Source organism: Pseudomonas sp. F007 (assembly GCF_057814275.1).
The window spans coordinates 290,600-316,320 of record NZ_JBVATA010000004.1; the positions used below are offsets into that span (position 1 = coordinate 290,600).

Sequence of the window (25,721 nt, forward strand, 5' to 3'; positions counted from 1 at the left end):
ACGGTGCGGGTTTACCCCCAACAACAATAAAAGTGAACACCGGCATGCTCAAGATTTTTCTTCGGGCGTTCAGCGCCTGCACCTGCGTTCTATCGTTTGGCCAGGCTTGCGCCAGCGGTTTTGTCGATGACAGCCACGCCGACCTGACGATGCGCAACTATTACTTCGATCGTAACTATGTGAACGCCACACCCCAGGCCGCCGCCCGCGAGTGGGCCCAAGGCTTCATTCTCAACATGCGTTCAGGTTATACAGAAGGGCCAGTGGGCTTCGGCCTCGACGCCCAAGGCTTGCTTGGGTTGCGCCTGGACTCTTCACGCGCTCACACCGGTACAGGCCTGCTGCCGTACAGTGCCACCACGCGTGAGCCGGCCGATGAATATTCGGAGCTGGGTCTGACGGCCAAGGTCAGGGCATCGAAAAGCGAGCTGCAATTGGGCACCATCAGCACGTTTCTGCCGATCGCTTTTGCCAGCCCTACCCGTCTGCTGCCGCAGACCTTTCGCGGCGCGTACCTCAAGTCCAAGGAAATCGACAATCTGAGCCTGCACGTTGGCTGGCTGGATCGCATCAACCTGCGCGACTCCACTGATTACCAGAAAATGTCGGTCGGTTCACCCAACGGACGCTTCAATGGCGCCGCCGAGTCGGATCGTTTTTCTTTCGTCGGCGGCGACTATGCCTGGTCGCCGCAACTGACGCTGAAGTATTACCACGCAGAACTCGCTGACTTGTACCGCAAGGACTTCTACGGCTTTGTCGATAATCGCCCGATCGGCCCCGGCAGCCTGAAAAGCGACTTTCGTCTGTTCGTTACCGGTGAAGACGGCGCAGCCAAGGCCGGCGCAGTGGACAACCGCAATGCGGCACTGATGCTGACGTACGCCTTGGGGGCTCACAAATTCGGAGCCGGCTACATGCAACTAACCGGCAAGACCGCCATGCCCTACCTGTTCGGCACCGAACCACTCGTCATCACCGAAGGCACGCTGAGCTCCGAGTTTCTCAACCCCAAGGAGCGCAGTTGGCAGGTACGGTATGACTACAATTTCGTGGCCATGGGCTTGCCAGGGCTCAACGGCATGCTGCGCTACGTGAGCGGCGACAATATCGAACTGGCCAAGCTGGGAGGCTCCGACCTGAAAGAAAGCGAAAAGGATATCGAACTGTCCTACGTGCTGCAGGGCACTCTGTTGAAAGGCCTGGCCTTGCGCGTGCGCAACGCCTGGTACCGCAATGACTTCACCGCCCAGGCCAGCCACAGGGACGACAATGAGCTACGGCTGAATATCGATTACACCTGGAAGCTATGGTGAGTTTCAAATAAAACAATGGAAGTCCGCCTGACAAAAGATTCCGCCCAGAGCCAGTCATTTTGTAGGGGTAAAAACGACCAAACATAAAAAAGGGTCGCGAGATAAAATCTCGCAACCCTTTGAATTATATGGTCGGGACGGAGTGATTCGAACACTCGACCCCTAGCACCACATCTCCTTTTTCATACTTCTTGAAAGACTCCAAAATTTTACTCTGGATTTTTTAAGCTAGTATTTACTTGAGCTCCAGCGGTGTTCTGCTCTACGAGAGTCCAGTAACGTCCATCAAGAGCCGACTTTTTTGTGGGGGGAAAAGTAGGGGGAGTCTATTTTATGGCCAAAATCACCATCAAAGAACTCGAGTCGCTGACCGCCAATGATGCCGGCCGGATTCTCCGGGAGGATGGCAATCTCGCCGGTCGAATTTCCGTGCGTAAAGACGGCGTGTCGGTCAGCTTTTTCTATCGCTATCGCTGGGGCGACCAGAACAAAGAGTACGCCTGCGGAACCTGGCCGCGCAAATCCCTGACGGACATCCGCAAGGCGCGCAACCAGGCGAGAGCGCTCATCGATGAGCAGATCAATCCCAACGAACAAAAGAAAACGGCCAAGGCACTGGCATACGCCGCGGCTAACATAGAGGCCGAACAAGTAAAAACGACGAAGGTGCAAACGCTGACCGTCCAGGATCTGGTCAAGGCCTGGCTGCTGGATGGCGTCGCGCGTAAAGACGGCAATGCCGAGTTGCAACGACGCTTTAATAAGGACCTTTTGCCAGCACTCGGCAAGACCGCAGTGAGCAGCGTCTCCGAACACGATGTTCGGGCGCTGATCCGCAACGTGGTTAACCGCGGCGCTCACCGGCAAGCCATCAGTTTCTTCGCCGACCTCACTCAGATGTTCAGCTGGGCCAGAAAACGTCAGCCCTGGCGGGCCTTACTGGTTGAGGGCAATCCGACGGACCTGGTCGACATCACCCCACTGATCCCTGCCGACTACGAAGCCGAAAGAAGCCGCATCCTATCACCGGCTGAGCTGCTGGAACTGCACAACCGCTTCCAGCAAATGACCGCCGATTACAACGCCCTCCCCGCCGGCCAAAAATACGACGGTATTCGACCGCTAAAGAAGGAAACGCAGCTCGCGCTCTGGATCAGCTTGGGCACGCTATGCCGGATTGGTGAACTGCTGCAGGCCGAATGGAAGAATGTCGATCTGGACCGGCAGACCTGGTTCCTCCCCAGTGAAAACGTCAAAGGCACTCGCGGCAAGAAACAAGACCACCATGTCTTCCTCTCCCCCTTCGCCCTGCATTTCTTTCAGGACCTCAAGACCCTGACGGGAGACTCCCAGTGGTGCTTTCCGAACAAGCAGGATGATGGGCATGTGGACGTGAAAGTGGTGAGTAAACAGGTCGGCGATCGCCAGGCTCGGTTCAAAAACCGCAAGGCCCTCTCCAGACGGCGTCATGACGATACCCTGGTGCTGGCCGACGGCGAGAACGGCGACTGGACGCCGCATGACCTGCGCCGCACGGGCGCGACCATGATGCAGGCATTGGGGGTCAGTCTGGACGTCATTGATCGTTGCCAAAATCATGTGCTGGCCGGCTCGCGGGTAAGACGCCATTACCTGCATCACGACTATGCCGAAGAGAAGAAGCGCGCTTGGGACCTGTTGGGCGATCGACTCAGCGCCGTATTGTCGTCCACCTACGAGCATCCTCCGGTCGAGTCGATGCTGTCTTTTCCTGCGAATACCGCGACTGGCTCCTTACCGCCTTCTTAAGTCGGCGTCTTTAGTGGTGAGCAGAGGCTTCCGGGCTCAGATTTTGCGTAGCAACGCACAAAAAAGGCGTTTTCAGCGGTTAGTATGTCGGCAGTCTGGAAGAACCGATTTTTGCAACAGAATCGGCCGAATTCGATCACTCGTGGCTGGCAGGAACCCACAGCGGAGTACCTCGACTCTCGATTATCCCTCATGATCTCTAAGCCAATCGAAAATCAGGATCTTGAGCCGTTCACCTGAGAAACTCGGGAAGTGCCCTCCGTGTACTGTGCGCACTGGCAGCCTATGTAGGCGCTCAAGGCTTTGACGATATTGGTTCAAGTTCGAGTGGTATGCATCTACTATGAGTGGTCCGTCATAGATCACATCACCGCTGAAAAGAGTCTGGGTGGAGTGCTCCCACAAGCTGATTCCGCCTGGGGAGTGCCCGGGGGTATGTATCACTTCGAGCACCCGGTCCCCGAGGTCTATGACATCCCCGTCTTCAACGATTCGACTCGCCGGTGCAGACTTCACTCGATACTCGGCATAGCAAATCTCGCAGTCTGGGTGGGCGTCAAACATCTCGTCTGAGACGAACATCGTGGCCAATGTATTATCCCCATCGGGGTGGGCCAGGATATGTGCTTCGTCGGAATGAACCACACGCTCGCTAAACTCATAGTGACCCGCCATGTGATCGAAATGAGTGTGACTGGCTATTGCACAGACAGGTTTTTCCGTGAGCAAGGGAATCTGCTCACGCAGACTGACAAGGCCCGAGCCTGTATCGATCAACGCCCCCTTGTCGCGTCCATGAACGTACCAAAGGTTGCAGCGATAAAAGGGCCGTATGTAGGGCTCATGGATCAGGCTGATATTGTCAGCTTGATGCTGGACATCAAACCATTTGTCTTTGGTCACAATCTTCATGGTGATTCCAGATGTTCTTTTCCTATGAAATTGTACTTCTACTTGTACAGCTCTACTGCAACCCTAGCTCCAGACCCATCTCTCGCCCGCGTTCGGCAGCAGCATGAAGTGCGCGTATGAAAGCCGCTTGCACTCTGTCGGTGTCCATTGAGTTGATAGCTGCATGCGTCGTACCGCCCTTCGAAGTCACCCGTTCGCGCAGTGTGGCAAGAGACTCTGATGAATGGGCGACCAGCGCCGTTGCGCCGCGAAAGGTTTCCAGAGCTAGCGTTCGACCCTGCTCCGCGTTCAAGCCAAGCTCCAGGGCTGCGTACTCCATTGCCTCCATGAAATAAAAAATGTAGGCCGGGCCGCTGCCTGACAATGCCGTGACAGCGTCAATTTGGTCATCGCTCTCAACCCAAATGCACCGCCCCACAGCCTCCATCACGGCCGTTGCAATGTTTCGGTCCTGTTCACAGATCTCGGGGGTTGCTGCCATCCCCGTCATTCCCGATCGAACGAGTGCTGGCGTATTGGGCATGGCACGTACCAGAAGCATTTGCCCTAGCCAGCGTTGCAAGTCATGCAGACGCGCTCCTGCCACTATGCTGATGACCAGACTCTCAAGACCAGCACTGTTCAGAAAAGGTTTCAGCGAGGCGATTGCGTCGCGAAGCTGTTGGGGTTTAACGGCCAATACAATGACATCGCAGTTGGCAAATGTTGCGTCCGGAGTTTCGGTCGTATGTACACCCAGACGTGTTGCCAGGCGATTACGTGAGTTTTCAGACGGTACCGCGACACAAATAGATGTTGCCGGCACACCGCGTGAGATCAGGCCTTCCATCAAGGCGGAAGCCATGTTGCCTCCCCCAAGGAATCCAAAGGTAAGCGAGTCAAGAATGTTCTCGTTGTACGCCATCTACGTGAAACCTCTTTCGTGAACTTGATGCAGAAAGTCGAAGCGTTAGCGCTCAGGAGGAATCGGTTGCGCGCCTGATCTCATAGTTCCAATGCCGACCCATCGACAGACGAAGTCGTTCCACCACGTCGTTTCGCGATCAGCGTGTCCAACCAATCGCTGCGCATTTGCGGTACGGATTCGAGTAATTTTGAGGTGTATGGATGGCGCGTATTTGAGTCGAAAACCTCAGCGATAGGTCCACTGTCAACAGCTTTGCCTTTCTGCATCACGACAACCCTGTCACCCAATCGGCGGGCGGCATCAATATCGTGGGTAATAAATAGAATGGCGATCCCGGTTTCCCGTTGTACCTCACGCAGAAGCTCCAGCGTATGGGCCGCGACTATAGGATCTAGTGCAGCCGTCACCTCGTCGCAAATCAAAAGGTCAGGCTGGGCTGCAAGCGCGCGGGCAATGCAAACACGCTGTTTTTGCCCCCCCGACAATTGTGCTGGGAGTCGGTCTGCGCAATCGGCTGGCAAATACACGCGCTCCAGAAGCTGCATTACTTGCAGGCATGCTTGCTGATGAGAAACACCAAAATAGAAGCTCAGTGGCCGAGCAAGAATATCGCGTATTTTTTGCTGCGGATTGAGAGCCGTATCGGGAATCTGATGCACCATCTGGATGCGACGCAATTCATCACGGCTGCGCCGCAAGGCAAAGGGTGCAAGCGGTTCGTTACACAGATGGATAGAGCCCGCTGTCGGTGCCAGTTGGCCAACAATTGACTTGGCCAGTGTACTTTTACCACTGCCAGACTCGCCCACGACCACCAGGGTTTCTCCCGGCGCGATCGATAGGCTGACGTTATCCAACACTCGCATACGACCGTAGCTCACACTCAGATCGTTCACCACCAGCGTCACGTCATCCGCTCTGGGCGTACCGATAGTCGTCATGTGAGGTCTCATCTGTACGCTGACCAATTCGCGTGTGTACGGTGCCTGCGGTGCATGGAGGATTTTTTCCGCTGCTCCCGTCTCTTCTACGCGCCCCTTTCTCATGACCATGATGCGATCTGCGGTCTGCGCGACCACGGGCAAGTCATGAGTAATGTGAAGCGCCGCAGTACCACGCTCACGGATCAACTTGCGCAACGTTTCCAGAACTTCTACCTGAGTAGTAACGTCCAGTGCCGTTGTCGGTTCGTCCAGAACCAGGATATCCGGCTCTCCTGCCATCGTCATCGCTGCCATTGCTCGTTGAAGTTGGCCGCCAGACACCTCATGGGGATATCGGTCGCCGAATGTGTTCGGAGAAGGAAGATCAATGGTCCGGAACAGCTCAATGGCTCGGCGCCGTGCCTCTTGGCGGGAACATAGCCCGTGCCGAACCGGTACATCGCACACTTGATCCATGATTGGCCGTGATGGATTGAAAGCGGCCGTCGCACTCTGCGCGTAATAGGCAATCCGACGACCACGCAACTTCTGTCTTTGCTCGAGCGACAAGGCAAACAGATCCATGCCGTCGAAAAAAACATGTCCGCCAGCGATGTGACATCCGGGGCGCACGTAGCCCAAAGCGGTCAAGCCGAGCGTCGACTTACCAGCTCCGGACTCGCCAATAAGTCCGAGAACCTCACCAGGTCGTAGTTCCAGATTAATACCGTCGAGCAGCGTTACCTCTTCACCGCTATCTCGACGGGCAACGATGGACAGCTGTTCTATCCGCAGGATCGCGGGCTCTGAAAAACGGGAGCTCATTGTTCTTCTCCTACGGCAGGGCTGTTGCGAGAGATCAGCCAATCAGCAATCAAGTTGACGCCAATCGTCAGAAGCGCGATGGCAATTGCGGGAATTAACGGAGCTATCACGCCATAGGTAATGGCCTGCGCATTGTCACGCACCATACTGCCCCAATCCGCATTGGGTGGACGGATACCCAGCCCCAGGAAGCTCAATGCCGCGATGAACTGAAAGGCAAAACAAAAGCGCAGACCGAACTCCGCGATAATCGGCGGTAAAGAGTTGACCAACACTTCGCGCCGGATAATCCACCAAAGTCCCTCGCCTCGCAGCCTCGCTACCTGAACGAAATCCAGCGCGGCTACACCCATCGCGACAGAGCGTGTGATGCGAAACACGCGGGTTGATTCAAGAATGGCGATAGTGCCAATCAAAACCGGTATCGATGTGCCGAGCGCCGTCAGAATAATCAATGCGAGAACGAGTTGCGGCAACGACATGAGCAGATCAACCAAACGCGACAGAACCGCGTCGAGCCAGCCACCGGCAACGGCTGCCGCGATGCCAGAGGAAACACCAATCAGAAAGGAAATTGCAGTGATGGCAAGCGCTAATCCGATGGTTGTCCGTCCGCCATCGAGAAGGCGGGCCAACATATCTCGCCCAAGGTTATCGAGTCCGAGTGGATAAAACAGGCTGGGCGCATCCCACGTATCACCAACGATCTCATTGGGGCCATGACTCATGAACACTGGACCGAATGCGACGGCAAGGATGATGAATAGGGTGATGCCCATTCCCGCGAACGCGCGCGTTGGCACATATTGATTGGCAATGATCATTTGAGCGCTCCGCGCAAACGAGGGTTAGTGATAATGACAAGTAGGTCGGCTAACAAATTGATGAGCACGTAGGTCGCGCCGAAGATAAGCCCGCAGGCCTGGACGGTGGGGATGTCGCGCTTGCCGACTGCATCCACCATGTACTGGCCGATACCCGGATAGACGAAGATGGTTTCTACAACGATCACCCCTACGATCAGATAAGCCAGGTTAAGCGCCACAACGCTGATGAGCGGCGCCATCGCGTTGGGTAGTGCCTGTCGCAGCACAATGCTGCTGCGCGGTTCGCCCTTGAGAATGGCCATTTCTATATAGGGTTGCGACATGACGGACAGCACGGCGGTGCGGGTCATGCGCATCGTATAAGCCCAGACCATGGGTGCGAGCGTGAACGCCGGCAAGATGACGACCGACAACCGCTGCGTCAGATCCATGTCGGGCAAAACCATGGATATTGCGGAAAACCATCCCAGTTGCGTCGAGAAGACCAGAATCAGCAGATAACCGAACAGGAACTCTGGAATAGAGATCGCCGCAAGAGCGCCGATGTTGAGGAATGATCCGACACGCCCCTGGCTTTTTATCGCCGAAACGATGCCCAGAACAACCGCTAGGGGGATGGAAATAATCGCCGCCACCGCCGCCAATAGCAGTGTGTTCTCTAACCGGAAACGGATCTGGTCAATGATTGGCGCGCCGTTGGCCAGTGACAGGCCAAAGTCCCCATGCAACGCGTTGGACAGCCAGCTGAAATAGCGCAGTAACGCAGGTTGGTCGAGCCCTAATGTTTGCCGAAAGGCTCTGAGCGCCTCTTCGGTTGCGTCACGGCCCAACACTGCCGAGGCAACATCGCCGGGCAGGATCTGCGTGCTGGCAAAAACGACGGCCGAAAGAGCCAGCAGCGTGAGCAGACCGAGGCAGAACCTGCGTCCCAGCAAAGAGAGAAGCTGCGAATGAGCTCTTGGCTGTTTACTGTTCACTGAAAGCTTTTTCGTGCTGTGACACGCAGGCGGCAACGGGGCTTCGTCGGATCTTGTTTTTTTCACACCCGTGTTCCTCATTTGAAGATATTATTGGACTTGAAAACTTTAACGATATAAACATTGTTTCATTGCTCACGCAAGAACCTGATCGACCCAAGAACATCGGCCCATATGAAATCCAAGAACAAGAGGAACTGACGATGAACGACAAACGGCGCGTGGATGAGTATTTGGAAGGGATGACCCGGCGAGGCGTACTAAAAGGCGCCGCAGTGCTTGGCCTGGGCCTTGGCCTTAATCTCTCCCTGCCATTCGCCCGGGCTGCGGAGCCGAAAAAGGGCGGGACCTTCCGGCTAGGCATGATTGAAGGTGAAACCACCGATACCCTCGACCCGCGGCTGACAGGCACGACCTATGCTGCCCATGTGAGCCTGCAGCTTCGCAACTGTCTGGTGGAAATTGGGCCCGATATGACACTGGTGCCCGAGTTGGCCGAGAGTTTCGAGCCGCAGGACAAGGGCGCAAAATGGGCCTTCAAGCTGCGCAGTGGCGTGACGTTCCACAATGGCAAGGCGATGTCGCCTGTAGATGTTATCTATTCGATGAACCTGCACCGGGGGGAGACCTCAACGTCGGGTGCGAAATCGCTGTTAGCGCAAGTCAAAGAAATCGCCTCCGATGGCGATACCGTGACCTTCACATTGTTCGAGCCCAACGCCGATTTCCCATTCGTGCTGGCCGACTATCACCTCGTGATCGTTCCCGACAGTACGACCAACTTCAAGGACGGCATGGGTACCGGCGGCTATGTTCTGGAATCGTTCCAGCCCGGTGTGTTGACCCGCGTACGGCGCAATCCCGATTACTGGAAACCCAACCGGGCGCATTTCGAATTTGTGGAAACGATCTCTATTCCCGATTCGGTCGGTCGCAACAATGCCCTTCTGGGCGGAGCCGTGGATGCCATCATCCAGACCGATCCCAAGACGGCCAATCTGCTGGCCAGCCGACGCGGCTACCAACTCATCGAAACCAAAGGCACCCAGCATGTCACGCTGGCCATGCGAACGGATCTGGCGCCCTTTGACAATGTTGACCTACGTCTGGCACTCAAACACGGCATTGACCGCGAACAACTGGTCAAGACCCTGCTCAAGGGGCACGGTGTGGTTGGCAATGATCATCCGATAGCCTCAGTCAATCGCTACCATGCCGATCATCTGACCCAACGTAGCTACGACCCAGACAAGGCAAAGTTTCATCTCAAGCGCTCAGGCCTAAGCGATCTGAAACTGACACTCGACGCCTCCGATGCAATTTTGGCTTTTGGAGTCGACATGGCGGCCATCTTCCAGCAAAGCGCGGCAAAAGCGGGTATCAATTTCGACATCCACCGCAACCCCACCGATGGCTACTGGGACAGCGTCTGGCTCGCCAAACCTTGGTTCGAAGGCTTCTGGGCCGGGCGACCAACTGCTGACTGGATGTTCACGCAAGGCTACGCCGCCGATGCGCGCTGGAACGAAGCGAAATGGAAAAATCCACGCTTCAACCAATTGCTTGTGGCCGCACGTGGAGAACTGGATGAAGGCACGCGCGCGCAAATGTACGGGGAAATGCAGGCGCTCTGTTCCGATGACGGAGGTTCGATCATCCCATTTTTTACCAACACCCTTGATGCTGCCACCGACAAGGTGCAGTTCGGGCAATTGTCATCAAACCTCGCTGGCGACGGCGCTCGTTGCGCCGAACGCTGGTGGTTTGCCTGAAGAAACACTTGGCTCGCGCCAATGGCTGGAAAAAATAACAACAGTGAGGACGTAAAAAAATGACACACGCAACTCCGTTAGGGACTGCCATGCTGATCGATCTTGAACAATATCCGATCACTGACCTGAAAAGCCCTGCGGCCCAGGCGCTGATCGCTCGCTGTCGCGAAAGCCTGGCCGCCCGTGGTGCCGTTCGCCTGGACGGATTCGTTCGTGCGGAGGCGATTCAGGTAATGGCCGAAGAGGCCCGAAATTTAGCCGCGAACGCTCATCAGCAGAACGATGATTTCACAGCCTACATCGGCCAAACTCTTCCCGACAGTTTGCCGCCCCATCACCCCTGCCGTAATTTGCAGCGTACAGCTCAGGCTGCCGTTGCCTATGATTTGATCGGCGACAGCACCGCCGTTCGCAGCTTTTATGAATCAGAAGATCTCACGGCCTTCATCGGTGCAGTGCTGAGCAAGGAACGTTTTTATCGCAGCGCAGATCCCCTGGCGGCCTGCAATCTGGCTTACATCGGCGAAGGGCAGGAGCTTGGATGGCATTTCGATAGTTCTGAGTCTTCCGTAACACTGCAGATCCAGGCACCTCGTGAAGGCGGCGTATTCGAGTTCGTTCCGAATATTCGCACCGACACACAGGAGAATTTCGATGAGGTCGGTGCTGTTCTCATCGGCGGCGACAAGAATGTCGTGCGCTCTCCTTGCCAAGCTGGCACGCTTTCAATTTTTCGTGGGCATCACGCATTGCATCGTGTCACACCGGTTTTTGGAGAAACCCCAAGGGTTACCGCCGTTCTCACCTATGCAGAAGTACCGGATTTTCGGGTGAGTGACTATTCGCGAAAACTTTTCTACGGTCGTCTTGCTTGACCGAGAAGTGCCGAGCAATTATTTCCAGCAACAGTAAGGGCACCGCTTTGACTGAAAACCCGAGATCTCCCCCAACGTTGAACGATGTAGCGGCCCTGGCGGGGGTTTCCGCTCAGACAGTTTCCAATTATCTGACTGGACGTAACAAGCCGCGTAGCGCAAATCTTCAGCGCTTGGAGGCTGCGATCAAGGAGTTGGGTTACCGACCAAGCGCGGCTGCCCGTGCTTTGCGCCTCAAGCGATCCAATACGATCGCGTTGCTTTTGGAGGACGGCGCCGACAGCGCCGTCGAAAAGGCTCGGCAAAACTGGGAGCCTCTGCACGCCATGTTCCTTTACGGCGCGACGATGAAGGCCCGCGAGTTGGGCTATCGCATCACCATTGTTCTGACAGAGCAAGGGACGACCGAAGCCGAGGCGCAGCGATTGGTGCGTGAAGGCATGACAGATGCCTTGATATGCAGTACCGAGGCCATGCCGGATGCACAACTGCGTCGACTGCAGAAGCTTGCCAGGACCGAAAACGTTCCCATCGCCATGCTGCAGGAATACCGTGTACATCCCGATATCTGTACCGTGGCTGCGGAAGATGAACATGGTGCGACGATGGTAGCAGAGCATTTTGCCGCCCTCGGTCACAAACGTGTTGCAGTCATGATCGTGCTCCCACTCTGGCCTGGCCCGATCCGGCGCCGCGACGGGTTCGAAATCGCAGCTCGCCGTCTAGGGCTTGAAGTGCAGGTATGGGAGTGTGAGCGCTACGATGCCGAGACGATCCGCACGTACGCGGCTAACCGCCTACAGCGTGAAGACAGCCCCACCGCGGTATTTGCAGTCAACGACATCATTGCGATCAACGTGATGAAGCAAGCAATCGATATGGGGCTAGAGGTCGGTCGGGATATCTCTGTTGTGGGCTTTAACGATCTTGATATCGCCTCGCAGGTCACGCCGCCTCTAACAACAATACGCACCCCGGCAGCCACAATGGGAGCGCGCGCTGTAGAGGTGCTGACCAATGCTCTTGGCGGACAACCACTTCCTCAAAGCACTACCTTGCCTGTCGAGTTCATCATTCGTGGTAGCTCCGGTCCCCCAATTAGACTTCAAGATTAAAAGCCGCTCCCCATCCCCGGAGGGGCATACCCTAGCCGCTGACTTCAAAAAATTAGGCTTCTGAGCGTGGGCTACGGCATTCGCTCAGAGTGGGCCGTTGGTGGTTGCGCCTAAATTCAGGCGAGTTGAAAACCCGACTTTTTCAACAGAATCGGCCGTTAACTGCCTCTCGCGAAAGACGACTTTGGCTCGTTTTCTTGACTATTGGGCTGGCAGCAGCGTCAGCGTGCCTTTGGTATTGGCCGCAACTTCCGACTCTTCGAAGTGCTGCGGCAGGTAGCCACCCTGGATATAGGTTTGCGCCTGATCTGCATAATGTCGATCGAACAGTACACCGCTCTGACCGACCGGATTGATGCCGAGGCTATGCGCCGGGTCGGCAAAGTCGATCAGGCGGCGGGTCGACGGGCCATAGACTACTTGCCAGGGTGCCGGGCCTACACGGGCTGAGAGGTTGTTCGGCGTCTCGTGACCACCAGGGGCGGCGAAGGGGCCAACGTTGAACAGCTTACCCAGCAGCTTTTGCTGGCCGAGCGGGTGACCATGGGTGAGAGTATGGGCCTTACCCCAACTCCAACTGGCCGGGTCATTACCCAGAGTTTGTTTGAGATGTGCGATGCTGGCCTGCCAGGCCTCTTTGACGATATCGGCGCGGCTTTCTATTGTCGGCGTGCTGAGGTTATCCCACCAGAGCGAGTCTGCCTCTGCTGCCAACCGTGGCAAGGCGACGTCAAGCACGCGGGTCGACAGCAGGTTGTCGAAGAAGGCATCACCGAGTTCGTCGTGCATGGCGCAAAAGGTCAGTTGGTACACTAGTTGGTTGAACAACGTGGCGCTGGTCGAGTCGAGTGAGTGGTCGCCTTTCCAGGCCGCCAACTGTTCGAGCAGCGCGCGCTCTTCCGGTGCCGTCACTACCTCACGCAACAACGTCAGCAGCGGCGCGAGCAAGCGTGGACCGTAGCCAGTGGCGGTGTCGAGTTGCAGCGCCTGACTGTTGTCCAGATTCCACTTCACCGAGTTGTCGGCCAACTGTTGGTCGAGACGCTGGCCTCGGTCCGGCAAATTGTAGTAGCCGGGAATTTCCATAGCCGTCGGCGAAACTGGCTGGAAATTGGCGGAGACAATATAGCCACGTGCCGGGTTCTCTTCCTGCGGGTTGTCACTGAATGGATAGAAGCCGTTCTTGTTCGCCTCGGCGGTGCTGCCGTCGAGAATGAAATTCGGGTTCGCCCCGGCCGGGCGTTTGGGCAGTTGCGCGGCCGCCCACCAGCCGATATCCCCTTTGGCATTCGCCCAGACTAAGTTGAGGCCAGGGGCCTGGATTTTCGCTGCGGCGCTGCGCATCTTCGCCAGACTATCGGCGCGATTGATTTGGTAAAAACCGTCGAGCAGCGGGTTCTGGGTTTCGAGGAAGGCCCACCACATAGCAATCGGGGTATTGCCGCCGCTGACGCCAAGCGCGTCGTTGATGATCGGACCGTGGGGCGACTGGCGTAGGGTTAGTTTGACTGGGGCCTCGCCTTTAACGCGGATTTCCTGCTCGGTGGTTTTCAGGTCGACCCACTGGCCATTAAACCAGACCTGATTGGCGTTGGCGGGGTTGACTTTCTCGGCGATCAGATCGAGGTCATCGTTCTGGAACATAGTCATGCTCCAGCCGAAATCCAGGTTATGCCCGAGCGAGGCAAAGGGATTGAGCGCCTGATGGTGACCGTACAGCTCGAAGCCCGGCGCAGACAACTGCGCCTCGTACCAAACCGCTGGGACGGCGAAACGAATATGCGGGTCGCCAGCCAGCAGAGGCTTGCCGCTTTGGCTGCGATTTCCGGCGATGACCCAGGCATTGCTGCCCTCGAACTGCGGGAGGCCAGCCTCGACCAACGCCTGCTGGCTGATCCGGGCGATAGCGTTGAGGTCCTTCCAGTCGCTGGTCGCCAGGTTGACTTGACCGACGACGCCTTGTGGGTGCCAGTCGAGATCAAACACTTTCAGATAGTTGGCGCCCAGTTTATCGCGCACATAGGTCAATACCGGTTCGGTGCGAAAAGCCGCGGCAAAGCTGTAGGCCATGTAACCCACTACGCTGACGCTGTCTTCCGCGGTGAAGGGACGCGACTCAATCCCCAACAGGTCAAACTCTACAGGTTTGGCGTGACTGGCCTGGTATTGGTTGATGCCATCCAGATAGGCCTCCAGGGCTCGCCAGGAAGATGACTGCTTGTCGATCCCGGTTACGTATGCGTCGGCATGCTCGCGGATGCGCAAAGTGCGGAACAGCCGATCAGTCTCGAGCAACTTGGGCCCGAGCACTTCCGCCAGTTCGCCACGCGCCAGACGGCGGAGCATTTCCATCTGGAACAGGCGATCTTGAGCATGTACATAGCCCTGCGCACGGTACATATCGGTTTCGTTCTGAGCCTTGATATGTGGTACGCCGCGTTCGTCGTAACGCACGTTGACCGCCTTCTGAAGATTCGCGATCTGCGCTTGACCGTCTCGGACCGGCTGCTTGCTGTGGACATACCAGGTCCCGCCGGCAGCCACAGCAGTAATCACCACTGCGAGTACAGTTAGGGTGCGTTTCATCGAGTTTTCCTTATTCTTATTGAGCGTGGGCATGCGCAGCAATTGAAAGCGCCCTGCATTCTGCGCAGCCTGGCGCACTGCAACATTGACCGGACACTCGAATCTTGGAAGTATTCGGTCAATAACGGAGTAATCAATGAACTTAGAACAGGCCAGTCACAGCCCTGCGGCGCTGACCCACTCCCCGACCTTGCGACGCTTGTTGTACGAGGCACTGGCCAGCTTGCAACTGGACCCCACCGTCACCTACCGCCGCGCTTACCAAGGTGTGCCGCTGCCTCCTCTCTTGTTAAGCGAGCGGCAGGAGCACGACAACGCGCCATTGTTCTGGCAGGCACTGGCCGGACTGACGGGGGATGTGGACATTGGCCTGCACTTGGGCGAAGTGATGAAGCCACGGCCGCTGGATGTAGTGGGCTACCTTCTGCTCGCCAGTCGAGACATGCGTGAGGCGGTACTGTGCTTTGTGCGCTATCAGCACATTCTCTCTGGCGGTTTTGCTGCGCGCCTGGAGGACGATGGCGAATCTGTACGCCTAGTGCTGGACCTGAACTATCGCGGATATGGCTCGCTACGCCAGCAGATGGAATGCCTGGCGCTGGTACTGATCAAGATGCTCGGCAGCGTCAGCGACGGTGAGTTTGCGCTGCTGGGCATCGACTTCCGCCATCCGGTGCCCAGACGGCTCAGTGAGCATCAGCGCTTGTTCGGTCTGACTCCACGCTTCGGGCAAGCACATGACGCGTTGATCTTCCCGCGCGTGCTGCTCGCGCGGCCGTCGCGTAGTGCCAATCCTCGAATGTTTACCTTGCTCAGTCAGCAGGCGGAACTGGAGTTGGCGGAGTTATCGGAGAACCAACTGTTCAACCGGGTACGCTATTGGCTGACAGGTAATCTTGGGCAACAGGGCTGTAATTTGAAAGCCTGCGCCGTGGCGCTGGATTTGAGCGGCAGCGCCTTGCAGCGTAGCTTGGCAACCCAGGGCAGCAGCTTCCGCGCCTTGCATGAGGAAGTGCGTCGACTGCGCGCGCTGGAACTACTGGATACGGGCCAGGCGATCCGCGAAGTGGCTCGCGCCTGCGGCTTTGCCGAGCTGTCACCGTTCTATCGGGCATTCCGTCGTTGGTTTGGTTGTACCCCACAGGCCTATCGGGTCCGTTGCACAATAGTTGAAGGCTGAAGAACCAAGTTGATGCTGGGCTTGACCGCTAGTGTAAGTGTACGGGGAAGGTTCTTATCTGTAATTGTTCATGAGTAGCGCCAACTTTAGTCGGCACCACCCAATGCTCTTCCTGGCGCTGATGAGGCGATGAACTCTTCCATACTCATAAGAACAATATCCATGCTCTCAACCCGCCTCCGCCCATGCCTGCTGTGCTTAATACTGAAATTTTTGTCGCCTCGTGTGCTGATCCCCTTCAGTTGGACCTCCCACCGGTGCTGTCCTGCTTGAATACCAAACTGATGGAGGCTGCGAATTTTCGACCGCATCCGAACTGTTTGCCATCGCATATTTCGACAGCTAGCAGGCCGGCGGTGATCTGGCTGACGCCGGGCATACTCAGAGGATGACTGCCCATATCATCGTCAACCAGTTGGCCAGCCATCTCTTTAGCCAACTGCGTGATTTACTTATCCAGATAAGCAAACAGCCAGGTGCTCATGCTTGTAAACGAGCGACAGTTCAGCGCCTGGAAATCCCGAATGTATTGAATCGGGAGTTCGTTGTCCCAGCGTCGACACGTTGGCCAGTTGCATGCGCATGTTTGGCACCAGACTGATTTGCTCCTGACCGACGCCAATCGTGACCTGCAAGCCGTCAAATATGTCTTGCTTGGCAGCGATGGCAATGGCCATCAGGCCCGACGCGCACTGGCGGTTGATCGTCTGCCCGCTTACCGACGTGGGCAAGCCTGACGCCAAGGCCGACAGACGCGCCGGGTTGATTGCCGCAGTGCCGCTCTGCATGGCCGTACCCAGCACCAGATCTTCGATCTAGACCCGGCTCAATGCCAGCACGCTCGACTGCTGCTCGACTGCTGCTCGAATAGCAATGGCCGCCATACTGGGCGTCTTGAGGTCATTGAATGCGCCACGCATTGCCATGGCGATCGGCGTGCGCGCGGTGGAAACAATCACAGCGTCTTTCACGGTTCAAGTTCCTTGTTTTTAGAAGGCAAGCACTCGCTGACCAGCTCACTCAGTGCCAGGCGCAGACGTTCGGGAATCGGCGCCGGGCGACGTTGAAGACGGTCAACAAACACATGCACGAAACGCCCGGTCGCACAGGCCAATGCCTGGCCTTCACGGAATACCGCGAGCTGATAATGCACTGAGCTGTTACCCAATCTGCTCACCGCCAGCGCCACCTCGATGAGCTCCGGGAACGCGATCGGCATGTGGTAATCGCAACCGGAGCTCACCACCAGGCCGATAACCGGACCATCATGAATATCCAGTCCGCCGTGCTCGATCAGCACGCGGTTCACGGCGCTGTCGAAGAAACCGTAAAAGACCACATTGTTGACGTGTCCATACACGTCGTTGTCGTGCCAACGGGTGGTGATTGTAGTGAAGTGCCGATAGCTGACGCGCTGCCTGAGGTCGGTCATCAGTAAGCCGCTTCATAGATGGCCAACGCGTCGGCCTCAGTGAGTGCGCGCGGGTTGTTTACGAGCAGGCGCTGCTGTTGCATCGCGTCGCTGGCCAATTGAGCAAGGCTTTCCCCGGGAACCTCGACATCACGCAGCCTTGTCGGCAAGTCGCAACGAGATCCCAATTGCGCCAACTCATGGACGAACTGTTCGGCGTGACTCTGCTGATCACCTGCCTGCAACCTTTCTCCCAGCAACGGCTGCGCGAGTTCGGCGTAGTCCGCCATCGCTACCGGCAGGTTGAAGCGCAGCACATGAGGCAGCACCAGCGAATTCGCCAGCCCATGAGGAATGTGAAAATGCCCGCCCAGCGGGTACGCCAGCGCATGCACCGCCGCCACCGGTGCGTTGGCAAATGCCTGGCCGGCCAGGCAGGCACCCAGCAACATCGCCTGGCGCGCGGCCAGGTTACTGCCGTTGTACACGGCCTGGTCGAGGTTGGCGGCCAAAAGCCGTAACGCCTCTCGCGCCAAGAGGCTGGACAGCGGATTGCGCTTGAGCTTGCTGGTGTAGGCCTCGATCGCGTGCACTATGGCATCAATACCCGTCGCCGCCGTCACGGCTGGCGGCAGGCCTAACGTACAGACGGCGTCGAGTACGGCGAGATCCGGCAGCAACAACGACGAGACGACGCCCATCTTGGTGGTGTCACCGGTGGTGACGATCGCGATCGGTGTCACCTCCGAGCCGGTCCCGGCAGTCGTCGGCACCTGAATCAGCGGCAAGCGCTGGCCCTTTGCTTTGTCGACGCCATACAACTCGGTGATCGGTTGGTCGCACTGCGGATGCGCCAGCAGCGCGACCAGTTTGGCCACGTCCATCGAACTGCCACCACCGAAGCCGACGATCAGGTCGGCACCGATATGCCGTGCCCGTTCCACGGCGGCGAGCACGCAGGCCTCGCTCGGATCCACCGTCACGTCACTGAAGATCGCCACGGCAACTTTTGCGAGGGTGAAACCAGGCAACACATCGTCGAGCATGCCCAGGCGAGCAATACCCGGGTCGGTGACTATCAATACACGGCGCGCACCGCGTTCACTGCACAGATTGGCAAGGCGCGGCGCGGCGCCGGTTTCGCAGAGAATCTGCGCGGTAGTGGCAAAGCTGAAAGACTGCATGTCAGCGACTCCTGATTTTTGTAATACGTCTGCAATCAGCAACTGAAGTCGCTCGCGGGCATCGCCATCAAACAGTTCGCGCCACCCAACAATGCTTCCCGGTGTGCGCTTGCACGGGGTAATACGCGCCGCCAGTAGAAGTCAGCGGTCTGCAGCTTGGCTTGATAGAAAGCGCTTTCACCGGTGCCGTTAGTCAGGGTTTCACCCGCTCGAACCGCTGCCTGCAGCCAGAGCCCGGCCAGCAGGACATAAGCCGAATACGCGAGGAACTCCACAGAGACCGCGCCGATTTCCTGCGGGTCCCGCTGGCAGGCCTCGATGATGGTCTTACCCAATGCGCGCCATTCCTCGAGGCGCTGACTGACTGCACCCGCCATTACCTGCAGCCGGGGTTGATGGCCAGCAGCTTCGACGTGCTGAGCCAGCTCATCGACCAACGCGTGCAATTCGGCACCGCCATCGCCCATCAGCTTGCGCCGGACCAAGTCCAGCGCCTGGATACCGTTGGTACCTTCATAGAGCTGGGTGATGCGACTGTCACGCATCAACTGTTCCATACCCCAATCGCGGATGTAGCCATGCCCGCCATAGAGTTGCACGCCCAGGCTGGCGACCTCCTGGCCGACATCGGTGAAGAACCCTTTGACGATCGGGATCAGTAACGCAGCGCGGCGCATGGCTGTGCGACGGTCCTCGGGATCTGGAGCACCGTGCTCGAGATCGAGTTGCCGTGCGATGTAGGTGCCCAGCATCCGGCAGCCTTCGGTGAGGGATTTCTGCGTCAGCAGCATGCGGCGCACATCCGGATGGACAATGATGGGGTCGGCGACTTTTTCCGGCGCCACGGCACCGGCCAGCGAGCGTGACTGCAGGCGTTCACGGGCGTACGCCAGGCCGCCCTGGAAAGCGGCTTCAGCGATCCCCAATCCCTGCAATCCGACCTGGAATCGCGCATCGTTCATCATGGTGAACATGCAGGACAGGCCCTGGTTTGGCTCACCGACCAGCCAGCCCTGGGCACCGTCGAAATTCATGACGCAGGTCGATGCGCCCTTGATGCCCATCTTGTGTTCCAGCGCGCTACAGCTGAGCTCGTTGCGTCGGCCATCGCTGAGGATTTTGGGCACCAGGAACAGGCTGATGCCTTTCACGCCGGCCGGGGCATCGGGCAAGCGTGCCAGCACCAGATGAATGATGTTGTCGGTCAGGTCGTGCTCGCCGCCGCTGATGAAAATCTTGCTGCCGGTGATGAGATAGCTGCCGTCGGCGTGAGGCTGCGCGCGGGTGCGCAGCAACGCCAGGTCGGTGCCGGCCTGAGGCTCGGTAAGGCACATGGTGCCGGTCCATTCGCCACTGACCATCTTGCCCAGCCAGGTTTGCCTGAGCGCTTCGCTGCCATGGCGGTGCACCGCCAGGACCGCGCCTTCGGTCAGCCCTGAATAGATTCGAAACGACAATGACGCCGCCATCAACATCTCGTGGACACAGGCCGACGCCATTTGCGGCAACCCTTGCCCCCCGTAGGCCATCGGCCCGGTCATGCTCGCCCAACCGTTGTCGAGGTATTGACGATAGGCCTGGCGAAAGCCATCCGGCGTGCTGACTTCAGTGCCGAGCAATTGGCAGCCTTGCTCGTCGCTGTTGCGGTTGAGCGGGGCTATCACCTCTGCGGTGAAGCGCCCCGCCTCTTCCAGGATGCCGTCAAGGGTGTCGCGGTCCAGGTCCAGACCCAGGTGTTGGCAGTGCCCGGCGACATCGAACATTTCATGCAATACGAAGCGCATATCGCGCAGCGGTGCCTGGTAGTTCATACGCGGCCCTCCACGACATCGGCAAAACGTTTGCCGCTGGCCATCAATCGGGGGATCAGTCGGGCGGGATGCCAATGCTCGCCGAAAAGACCTTGCAGACGTTCCAGTCGAGTTAGCAGGGAGTACATGCCCTGCTCATCCGCCCAGCGCATCGGTCCTCCGCTTTCAACCGGAAAGCCATAACCGTTGAGCCAAACCTGATCGATGTCATGGCTGTTGGCCGCAATGCCTTCTTCGAGGATTTTCGCGCCCTCATTGACCAGTGCCAAAAGGCAGCGATCCAGGATTTCCAATGGGTCGATCTCGCGGCGGCGGTAGCCCAGTCCCTGAGACACCTTGAGCACCAATTCGTCCACCAGTGGGTCATGCTCGGCCTGCCGACTGCCGGGAGCATAGCGGTAGTATCCCGCACCGGTTTTCTGACCCAAGCGCCCGAGCTCGCACAAGGCGTTGTCGACTTGCACCAAGGGGGCGTCCATGCCCTCCCCGGCCAGTTGACGCGCGCGCCACTCCAGATCGATGCCGACCACGTCATACATGCGGAACGGGCCCATGGCGAAACCAAATTGCTGCAGCACCTCGTCCACCTGTTGGGGCAATGCGCCCTCCAGGAGTAATTTTCGCGCCTCGGCCACATAGCTGCGCAGCATGCGATTGCCGATGAAACCGGGGCAGTTGCCCGCCACCACCGCTACTTTGCCGGTTCGCCGGGCGAGGCTGCGAGCCACTTCGAGCACTTGGCTGTCGGTGTCCTTGCCACGAACGATCTCCAACAGCTTCATGATGTGGGCAGGGCTGAAGTAATGCAGACCCAACACCTGTCGTGGACGCCCGGTGACTGTCGCAATGGCGTCGATATCCAGCGCCGAGGTGTTGCTGGCCAGAATCGCCGTTGGCTTGAGGTGCATGTCCAGCGCGCGGAAGATTTCCTGCTTGAGCTCCAGGCTTTCGTACACCGCTTCGATCACCAGGTCCGCCTCGGCCAGCGCCGCGTAACTTTGCACCGGGCGTACTCGCTGGAGATTGGCGTCCGCCTCCAACTGAATGATGCGGTGTTTACCCACCTGCTGCGACCAGGTTTGCTCAATCATGGCCAGGCCCGCGTTTTGTGTCTGGGTATTGCTCTCCAGCCACAGCACTGGCAACCCGGCGCTCGCCAGACTGATGACGATGCCCCGGCCCATGGTACCTGCGCCGATCACGGCGACCTGCTGGATATCGAAAGGGGTGCTCACGCGCGGTACTCCTGCATTGGGAAAAATGAACAGCCGTCACCCTAAGCAGGCTTCAAGTATTTTTGAAATTTCATTTTCATATGCCATATATTCTGATCATGAATATTTCAAACTTTGATCTGAACCTGCTGCGCGTGTTCGACATGTTGCTGCGTGAGCAGAATGTCTCGCGCGCGGCGCAACGCCTGGCGTTGACCCAACCCACGGTGAGCAACGCCTTGGCGCGCTTGCGCGATACGTTGGACGACCCCCTGCTTGTGCGCGTCGGTCGGCGCATGTGTCCGACCCCTCGAGCCCTAGCGCTGGAAGGGCCTATTCGCGCTGCCTTGCAACAAATCGAGCAAACACTGTCCACCGATGACGCGTTCGACCCACAGCGCAGCCGTCGTCAATTGAAGATTGCCCTGACCGACTTCGTTGAACAATTGTGCATGCCGTCCTTGCTGGCGAGCCTGAAAACTCAAGCGCCGCACCTACGCATTGATGTTGCTCACCTGACTCCCAACCTGCCCACCGAGGCGCTGGATAGGGGCGAACTGGACATGGTGCTGGGCCGTTTCGATCACGTACCGGCACGTTTCACCCGCCAGCTCTGGCGCAGTGAAACACTGCGAGTCGCAGTCTGTCAGGACCATCCGCGACTGAATGACGGCCTGGACCTGCAGCGCTTCCTGCAATTGCGCCACGTCTGGGTCCATGGTGGCCAGACCCGAGGCATGGTCGACCAATGGCTGGCGGAGCAGAACCTCGTGCGAGAGATCGTCTACACCACGCCCAATTATCTGCAAGCCGCGCATCTGGTGGCTGCGACCGAACTCTGTGTCGTGTTGCCGACGCAACTGGCACTGCAGTTCGCCAGGCTGCTGCCCCTGAAGCTGTATGAACTGCCGTTCGCGCTGCCGCCCTTTGATCTGGAGCTGGTACGCCTGACGCATCGCCAGCACGACCCGGCGCTGACCTGGCTTGAGGCGCAGGTCCTGGCGATTCAACCGGGCTGAGCCACCCAATGCGGTGGCTGGCATTCCGCTATGGTATTGACTACGGACCGAAGTGCTCCCTGCAGTGGATCGCCCAAACAATAACAAGGACTGCCCGGCAGCCATGTAGATCAAACAGGTACGTGCCAAGCTCCTTTTCCAACAATCGAATTTTCCGGCTAAAGGAAGGGCTTTTTCAGTCCACTCTCGCCCTTAGTTCAAGCCGGGCCTCTTGGCCTGGTGCCAGCACTAGACTGTCCTCCAAACATCTCGCAGCCTCGACGCAAAGGAATTCCCTTCCTTCGACCCTACTTACATCACTGAGCGGCATGCTCCCCGGATGCCAAACTACAGTATTCATATTGCTGGCCCCATCAATACGCAAGCGACGTTGCCAAACCGGGTCGCTGAGGTGCATCACTGCGCCTTGTCGGTAAGCTCGATGATGCTCATTCACTATTCTGATGGTTCCCTTCTGGGTAAACGCGTCCTGTGTGAACAGGTCATGCACCTGAGCACCATCAAGGCCATCCAGGGTGACTTCCAGAACATCCGCTACACGCCAGTACGCATGCAAGGCATGGCTCAGAAGACAGGGCTCCGAGTCACGGTGGCTAGTGATGAGTTGCAGATGGAGTTCATCACCCAATACTGCCTTCAGTTCCACTCGCCAATCGTGCAGTTCCAGACACCAATGCAGCTGGACCCCCTGACTGTCTGCTTGTTTTTTGATTAATTGCCAGTCGGTGAGCCGGGCCCAACCATGATGGGGCAAACCACGCTCTACAGGGTGGCGACCAAACCAAGGCCAACAGACTGGTACGCCCCCCCGAATTGCCCCAACTTTAGGCCATCGTGTGGCACACCATAGCAGCGACCGTTCTCCACGCGGACGGAAATGCAAAAGCTGCCCACCCGTTCGGCTGAACACTGCTTCGCAACGCGGATGCTGAATCAGAAGAAGCTCGCGCCCCTGGTGCTCTGTCCAGCGAAAAAGTTGATGGTTGTTTGATCGCAGTAGTCGGATCAAAGCGTTTTCCCAATCGCACTCAAGCGATGGACCTGTAGGATGAGCGAGACTCACGATAAACTTCCCGCCACATTCACAATGGATACAACCCGCTCATTAAGCACGACTTTTCCCCGTAATTTCTTGCCAAAGCAGCCGCCAAACCTGCATTACTGGATATGACGTGTTGGCGCTGATCGACAATACGCCCATACATTTAAGTAGCTCGATAACACTGCTGAATCACGCCTTTTAAACGACAACCGCACGCTTGCCATGCTTCTTTGAGACAAAAAGACGCTGATTGAACAAAACCACATAGACTTGCAAATCATTTTTCTTAATCAGTAACGGCGCGCAGCTCCACGTCAGTTTCGATAGTTTCGGATGATTGAGCGCATCGCCAGACAGATCAGGATCTACCTTTTGAAGCCCCAAAATGGGCACCGTAGGCTACACGCTTGGAATCAGCGAATACCGCTGCTTCGCAGTGCACTGGGCGTGAACTGCTTGCGGTTGAAATCAAGATCAAACTGGTAGGCGTTCTTCTGTTCATTGTAGAGAGCGTTTACCGCATAACGTCCGGACTGCACGTCGTAATGGGTCTCAGCATTAAACAATGGCATCTGCTGGTCATAGAAGAAGCTGGTATGACCCTCGGAAACGCGCCACAGATTGCCACGACTGTCATACGCATCCGCTTCAGCGGCCTGCCAGCTGTCCTCATCGATGTACAGATCGCGCCGCGAGTAGACATGTCGCTGCCCCGGCTTGAGCGTGGCGGTTACATGCCAGACGCGGTGCAACTCGTAACGGGTGTGTTCGGGGTTCAAGTGACCCGGCTTAATGATGTCGTCATAGCGCAGCTTGGGTGAGCCCAACTGATAGGCATTGTATGGAATGTACAATTCCTTTTTACCCACCAGCTTCCAGTCGAAGCGATCAGGGGCGCCGTTGAACATGTCGAAATCATCCGTGGTCCGCATACCTTCGGCACCCGGGCTGTCGTAGGCAACCTGAGGGGCACGCCGTACGCGACGTTGATCAGCGTAATACTGCCAGGCCATTCGCGGTTCCTCGACCTGGTTGATCGTCTCATGCACCAATCCTACATTGCCGGCCAAACGCACCGGGGACAGGACCTCCTGACGAAAGAAGTAGAGAATGTTTGCCATCTCACCCGGACTGTAATCGGACAACCCTTGCGGATAGGCCAGTTGCTGCTCGATCAGGCTCGGCGTAAAGCTACCGTCGACCTGCGGCGAGGCTTGCACCACCAGACGCTGGAAGGACTGCCCACGGTAGCGACCAATATGGTTCCAGACAACCTCCAGACCGTTCTGCGGAATAACGAAGGGCAATCCGCTGCTGCGATAATTCTGCAGGGCATCGCCATTGTTCTCCAAGTGGGTATCGGCTGCGTTCAGGCGGGTGCTGTCCAGGTACTTCTGCGGCAGGCTGACCGAACGGCGGCTTGGGTAAACCGGGATGCGATAGCTGTTTGGGTAGCGCTTGAACAACGCCAACTGCCCAGGAGTCAGCCTGTCTTTATACTGCTCGACGTTCTGCGCTGTGATGGTGAACAGTGGCTTGTCGGCGGCATAGGGATCCGGAAGAAAACCATTGGCGTCGCGCCGACTGACATCCTTGGGTAAACCGCCGGTCCAGGACGGAATAGTGCCATCGGCATTACCGGTACGCTCGGCGCCGATGGGCGTAAGGTCCTTGTCGAGTCGGCTGATCTGATCGGCCGGCACCGCTGCCAGCGCCTGGGTGACGAGCAGGCTCAAGCCCAGGCCAATGGCCTGAGTCAGTTGGGTACAACTAATCATCAGGGGCTCCTTATCAGGTGTTTAGACGCTGGCACCACGGTTTGAGATTTGATTCACAACATTGAGATACAGTTCGAACTTCCGGAGCCGTTGCTAAATGTGCACCTGGCGCATCGGTATACTGATGAGAACAGAGTTCAAAGCACTAAACGAACACAGCAACCAGGGGACTAAATTGCATCTATTAGCCCCCTCCATTATCTCTAATGGTAAACCACACTATTGAATACTAATTGCTACGCTCCAACCGAATTCAACT

19 protein-coding genes and 3 pseudogenes are annotated in these 25,721 nt (G+C 57.3%); 8 read left to right on the forward strand and 14 right to left on the reverse strand.

The window, feature by feature from the left end; genetic code table 11:
* Positions 1-44: 44 nt before the first annotated feature.
* Together ACZYR5_RS11485 and ACZYR5_RS11490 are read left to right on the forward strand one after the other, a co-directional pair.
* Complete coding sequence (locus tag ACZYR5_RS11485; protein WP_489089778.1) at positions 45-1,316, forward strand: OprD family porin; 1,272 nt, start codon at positions 45-47, stop codon at positions 1,314-1,316.
* 333 nt (positions 1,317-1,649) lie between these two features.
* Positions 1,650-3,104, forward strand: coding sequence for a tyrosine-type recombinase/integrase (locus ACZYR5_RS11490; protein WP_489089777.1), 1,455 nt, complete (start codon positions 1,650-1,652; stop codon positions 3,102-3,104).
* Between the two features lie 183 nt (positions 3,105-3,287).
* Here ACZYR5_RS11490 and ACZYR5_RS11495 read toward each other — a convergent pair whose 3' ends face one another.
* From ACZYR5_RS11495 to ACZYR5_RS11515, 5 genes are all read right to left on the reverse strand, one after another.
* Positions 3,288-4,016 (reverse strand): MBL fold metallo-hydrolase, encoded by a 729-nt coding sequence (locus ACZYR5_RS11495; RefSeq protein WP_347907532.1) that lies wholly within the window; start codon positions 4,014-4,016, stop codon positions 3,288-3,290.
* A 52-nt stretch (positions 4,017-4,068) separates the two neighbouring features.
* Entirely contained in the window at positions 4,069-4,920 is an 852-nt protein-coding gene (gene proC, locus ACZYR5_RS11500; protein ID WP_489089776.1) for a pyrroline-5-carboxylate reductase, read from the reverse strand.
* A gap of 80 nt (positions 4,921-5,000) precedes the next feature.
* Positions 5,001-6,671, reverse strand: coding sequence for an ABC transporter ATP-binding protein (locus ACZYR5_RS11505; RefSeq protein ID WP_489089775.1), 1,671 nt, complete (start codon positions 6,669-6,671; stop codon positions 5,001-5,003).
* Positions 6,668-7,495 carry an ABC transporter permease gene (locus ACZYR5_RS11510; protein ID WP_347907536.1) on the reverse strand — a complete coding sequence of 276 codons (828 nt, stop codon included), beginning with the start codon at positions 7,493-7,495 and terminating at the stop codon, positions 6,668-6,670. Before ACZYR5_RS11510 ends, ACZYR5_RS11505 begins: the two co-directional genes overlap by 4 nt.
* Positions 7,492-8,541, reverse strand: coding sequence for an ABC transporter permease (locus ACZYR5_RS11515; RefSeq protein ID WP_489089774.1), 1,050 nt, complete (start codon positions 8,539-8,541; stop codon positions 7,492-7,494). The genes ACZYR5_RS11510 and ACZYR5_RS11515 overlap by 4 nt, the downstream gene beginning before the upstream one ends.
* Positions 8,542-8,678: 137 nt before the next feature.
* Between ACZYR5_RS11515 and ACZYR5_RS11520 the strand changes: the two genes are divergently transcribed.
* The 3 genes from ACZYR5_RS11520 to ACZYR5_RS11530 all read left to right on the forward strand — a co-directional run bounded on the left by ACZYR5_RS11520 (position 8,679) and on the right by ACZYR5_RS11530 (position 12,237).
* On the forward strand, positions 8,679-10,247 hold the full coding sequence (locus ACZYR5_RS11520; protein ID WP_489089773.1) for an ABC transporter substrate-binding protein: 1,569 nt from the start codon (positions 8,679-8,681) through the stop codon (positions 10,245-10,247).
* Positions 10,248-10,336: 89 nt separating this feature from the next.
* The gene (locus ACZYR5_RS11525; RefSeq protein ID WP_489089772.1) at positions 10,337-11,122 is read left to right on the forward strand and encodes a HalD/BesD family halogenase; all 786 of its coding nucleotides are present in this window, start codon (positions 10,337-10,339) and stop codon (positions 11,120-11,122) included.
* A complete protein-coding gene (locus ACZYR5_RS11530) occupies positions 11,119-12,237 on the forward strand; it encodes a LacI family DNA-binding transcriptional regulator (protein WP_347907540.1) in 1,119 nt (372 codons plus the stop codon). Before ACZYR5_RS11525 ends, ACZYR5_RS11530 begins: the two co-directional genes overlap by 4 nt.
* A 201-nt stretch (positions 12,238-12,438) precedes the next feature.
* Here the strand turns inward: ACZYR5_RS11530 and ACZYR5_RS11535 are convergent, their stop codons facing one another.
* Positions 12,439-14,823 carry a penicillin acylase family protein gene (locus ACZYR5_RS11535; protein ID WP_347907541.1) on the reverse strand — a complete coding sequence of 795 codons (2,385 nt, stop codon included), beginning with the start codon at positions 14,821-14,823 and terminating at the stop codon, positions 12,439-12,441.
* 136 nt (positions 14,824-14,959) lie between these two features.
* Here ACZYR5_RS11535 and ACZYR5_RS11540 point away from each other — a divergent pair, with 136 nt between their 5' ends.
* The gene (locus ACZYR5_RS11540) at positions 14,960-16,003 is read left to right on the forward strand and encodes an AraC family transcriptional regulator (protein WP_489089771.1); all 1,044 of its coding nucleotides are present in this window, start codon (positions 14,960-14,962) and stop codon (positions 16,001-16,003) included.
* Positions 16,004-16,212: 209 nt separating this feature from the next.
* Here ACZYR5_RS11540 and ACZYR5_RS11545 read toward each other — a convergent pair.
* Positions 16,213-16,382, reverse strand: a pseudogene (locus ACZYR5_RS11545) (transposase); the annotation flags it as partial.
* 54 nt (positions 16,383-16,436) lie between these two features.
* Between ACZYR5_RS11545 and ACZYR5_RS11550 the strand changes: the two are divergent.
* A pseudogene (locus tag ACZYR5_RS11550) lies at positions 16,437-16,559 on the forward strand (IS3 family transposase); the annotation flags it as partial.
* 7 nt (positions 16,560-16,566) lie between these two features.
* Here the strand turns inward: ACZYR5_RS11550 and ACZYR5_RS11555 are convergent.
* The 5 genes and pseudogenes from ACZYR5_RS11555 to ACZYR5_RS11575 form a co-directional block, all read right to left on the reverse strand.
* Positions 16,567-16,974, reverse strand: a pseudogene (locus ACZYR5_RS11555) (thiolase family protein); the annotation flags it as partial.
* The gene (locus tag ACZYR5_RS11560) at positions 16,971-17,435 is read right to left on the reverse strand and encodes an acyl-CoA thioesterase (RefSeq protein ID WP_489089770.1); all 465 of its coding nucleotides are present in this window, start codon (positions 17,433-17,435) and stop codon (positions 16,971-16,973) included. The pseudogene ACZYR5_RS11555 and the gene ACZYR5_RS11560, both read right to left, overlap by 4 nt.
* Positions 17,435-18,598, reverse strand: coding sequence for an iron-containing alcohol dehydrogenase (locus ACZYR5_RS11565; RefSeq protein ID WP_489089769.1), 1,164 nt, complete (start codon positions 18,596-18,598; stop codon positions 17,435-17,437). Before ACZYR5_RS11565 ends, ACZYR5_RS11560 begins: the two co-directional genes overlap by 1 nt.
* Positions 18,599-18,633: 35 nt before the next feature.
* Positions 18,634-20,409 carry an acyl-CoA dehydrogenase C-terminal domain-containing protein gene (locus tag ACZYR5_RS11570; RefSeq protein WP_489089768.1) on the reverse strand — a complete coding sequence of 592 codons (1,776 nt, stop codon included), beginning with the start codon at positions 20,407-20,409 and terminating at the stop codon, positions 18,634-18,636.
* A complete protein-coding gene (locus ACZYR5_RS11575) occupies positions 20,406-21,644 on the reverse strand; it encodes a 3-hydroxyacyl-CoA dehydrogenase (protein ID WP_489089767.1) in 1,239 nt (412 codons plus the stop codon). Before ACZYR5_RS11575 ends, ACZYR5_RS11570 begins: the two co-directional genes overlap by 4 nt.
* Positions 21,645-21,724: 80 nt before the next feature.
* On the opposite strand from ACZYR5_RS11575, the gene ACZYR5_RS11580 reads away from it, so the two are divergent.
* Positions 21,725-22,642: a LysR family transcriptional regulator gene (locus tag ACZYR5_RS11580; protein WP_347907548.1), complete on the forward strand. Its 918-nt coding sequence runs from the start codon at positions 21,725-21,727 to the stop codon at positions 22,640-22,642.
* 175 nt (positions 22,643-22,817) lie between these two features.
* Here ACZYR5_RS11580 and ACZYR5_RS11585 read toward each other — a convergent pair whose 3' ends face one another.
* Both ACZYR5_RS11585 and ACZYR5_RS11590 read right to left on the reverse strand, forming a co-directional pair.
* The gene (locus tag ACZYR5_RS11585) at positions 22,818-23,708 is read right to left on the reverse strand and encodes a D-hexose-6-phosphate mutarotase (protein WP_437128398.1); all 891 of its coding nucleotides are present in this window, start codon (positions 23,706-23,708) and stop codon (positions 22,818-22,820) included.
* Between the two features lie 389 nt (positions 23,709-24,097).
* A complete protein-coding gene (locus tag ACZYR5_RS11590; protein ID WP_489089766.1) occupies positions 24,098-25,462 on the reverse strand; it encodes a DUF1329 domain-containing protein in 1,365 nt (454 codons plus the stop codon).
* Between the last annotated feature and the right edge of the window lie 259 nt (positions 25,463-25,721).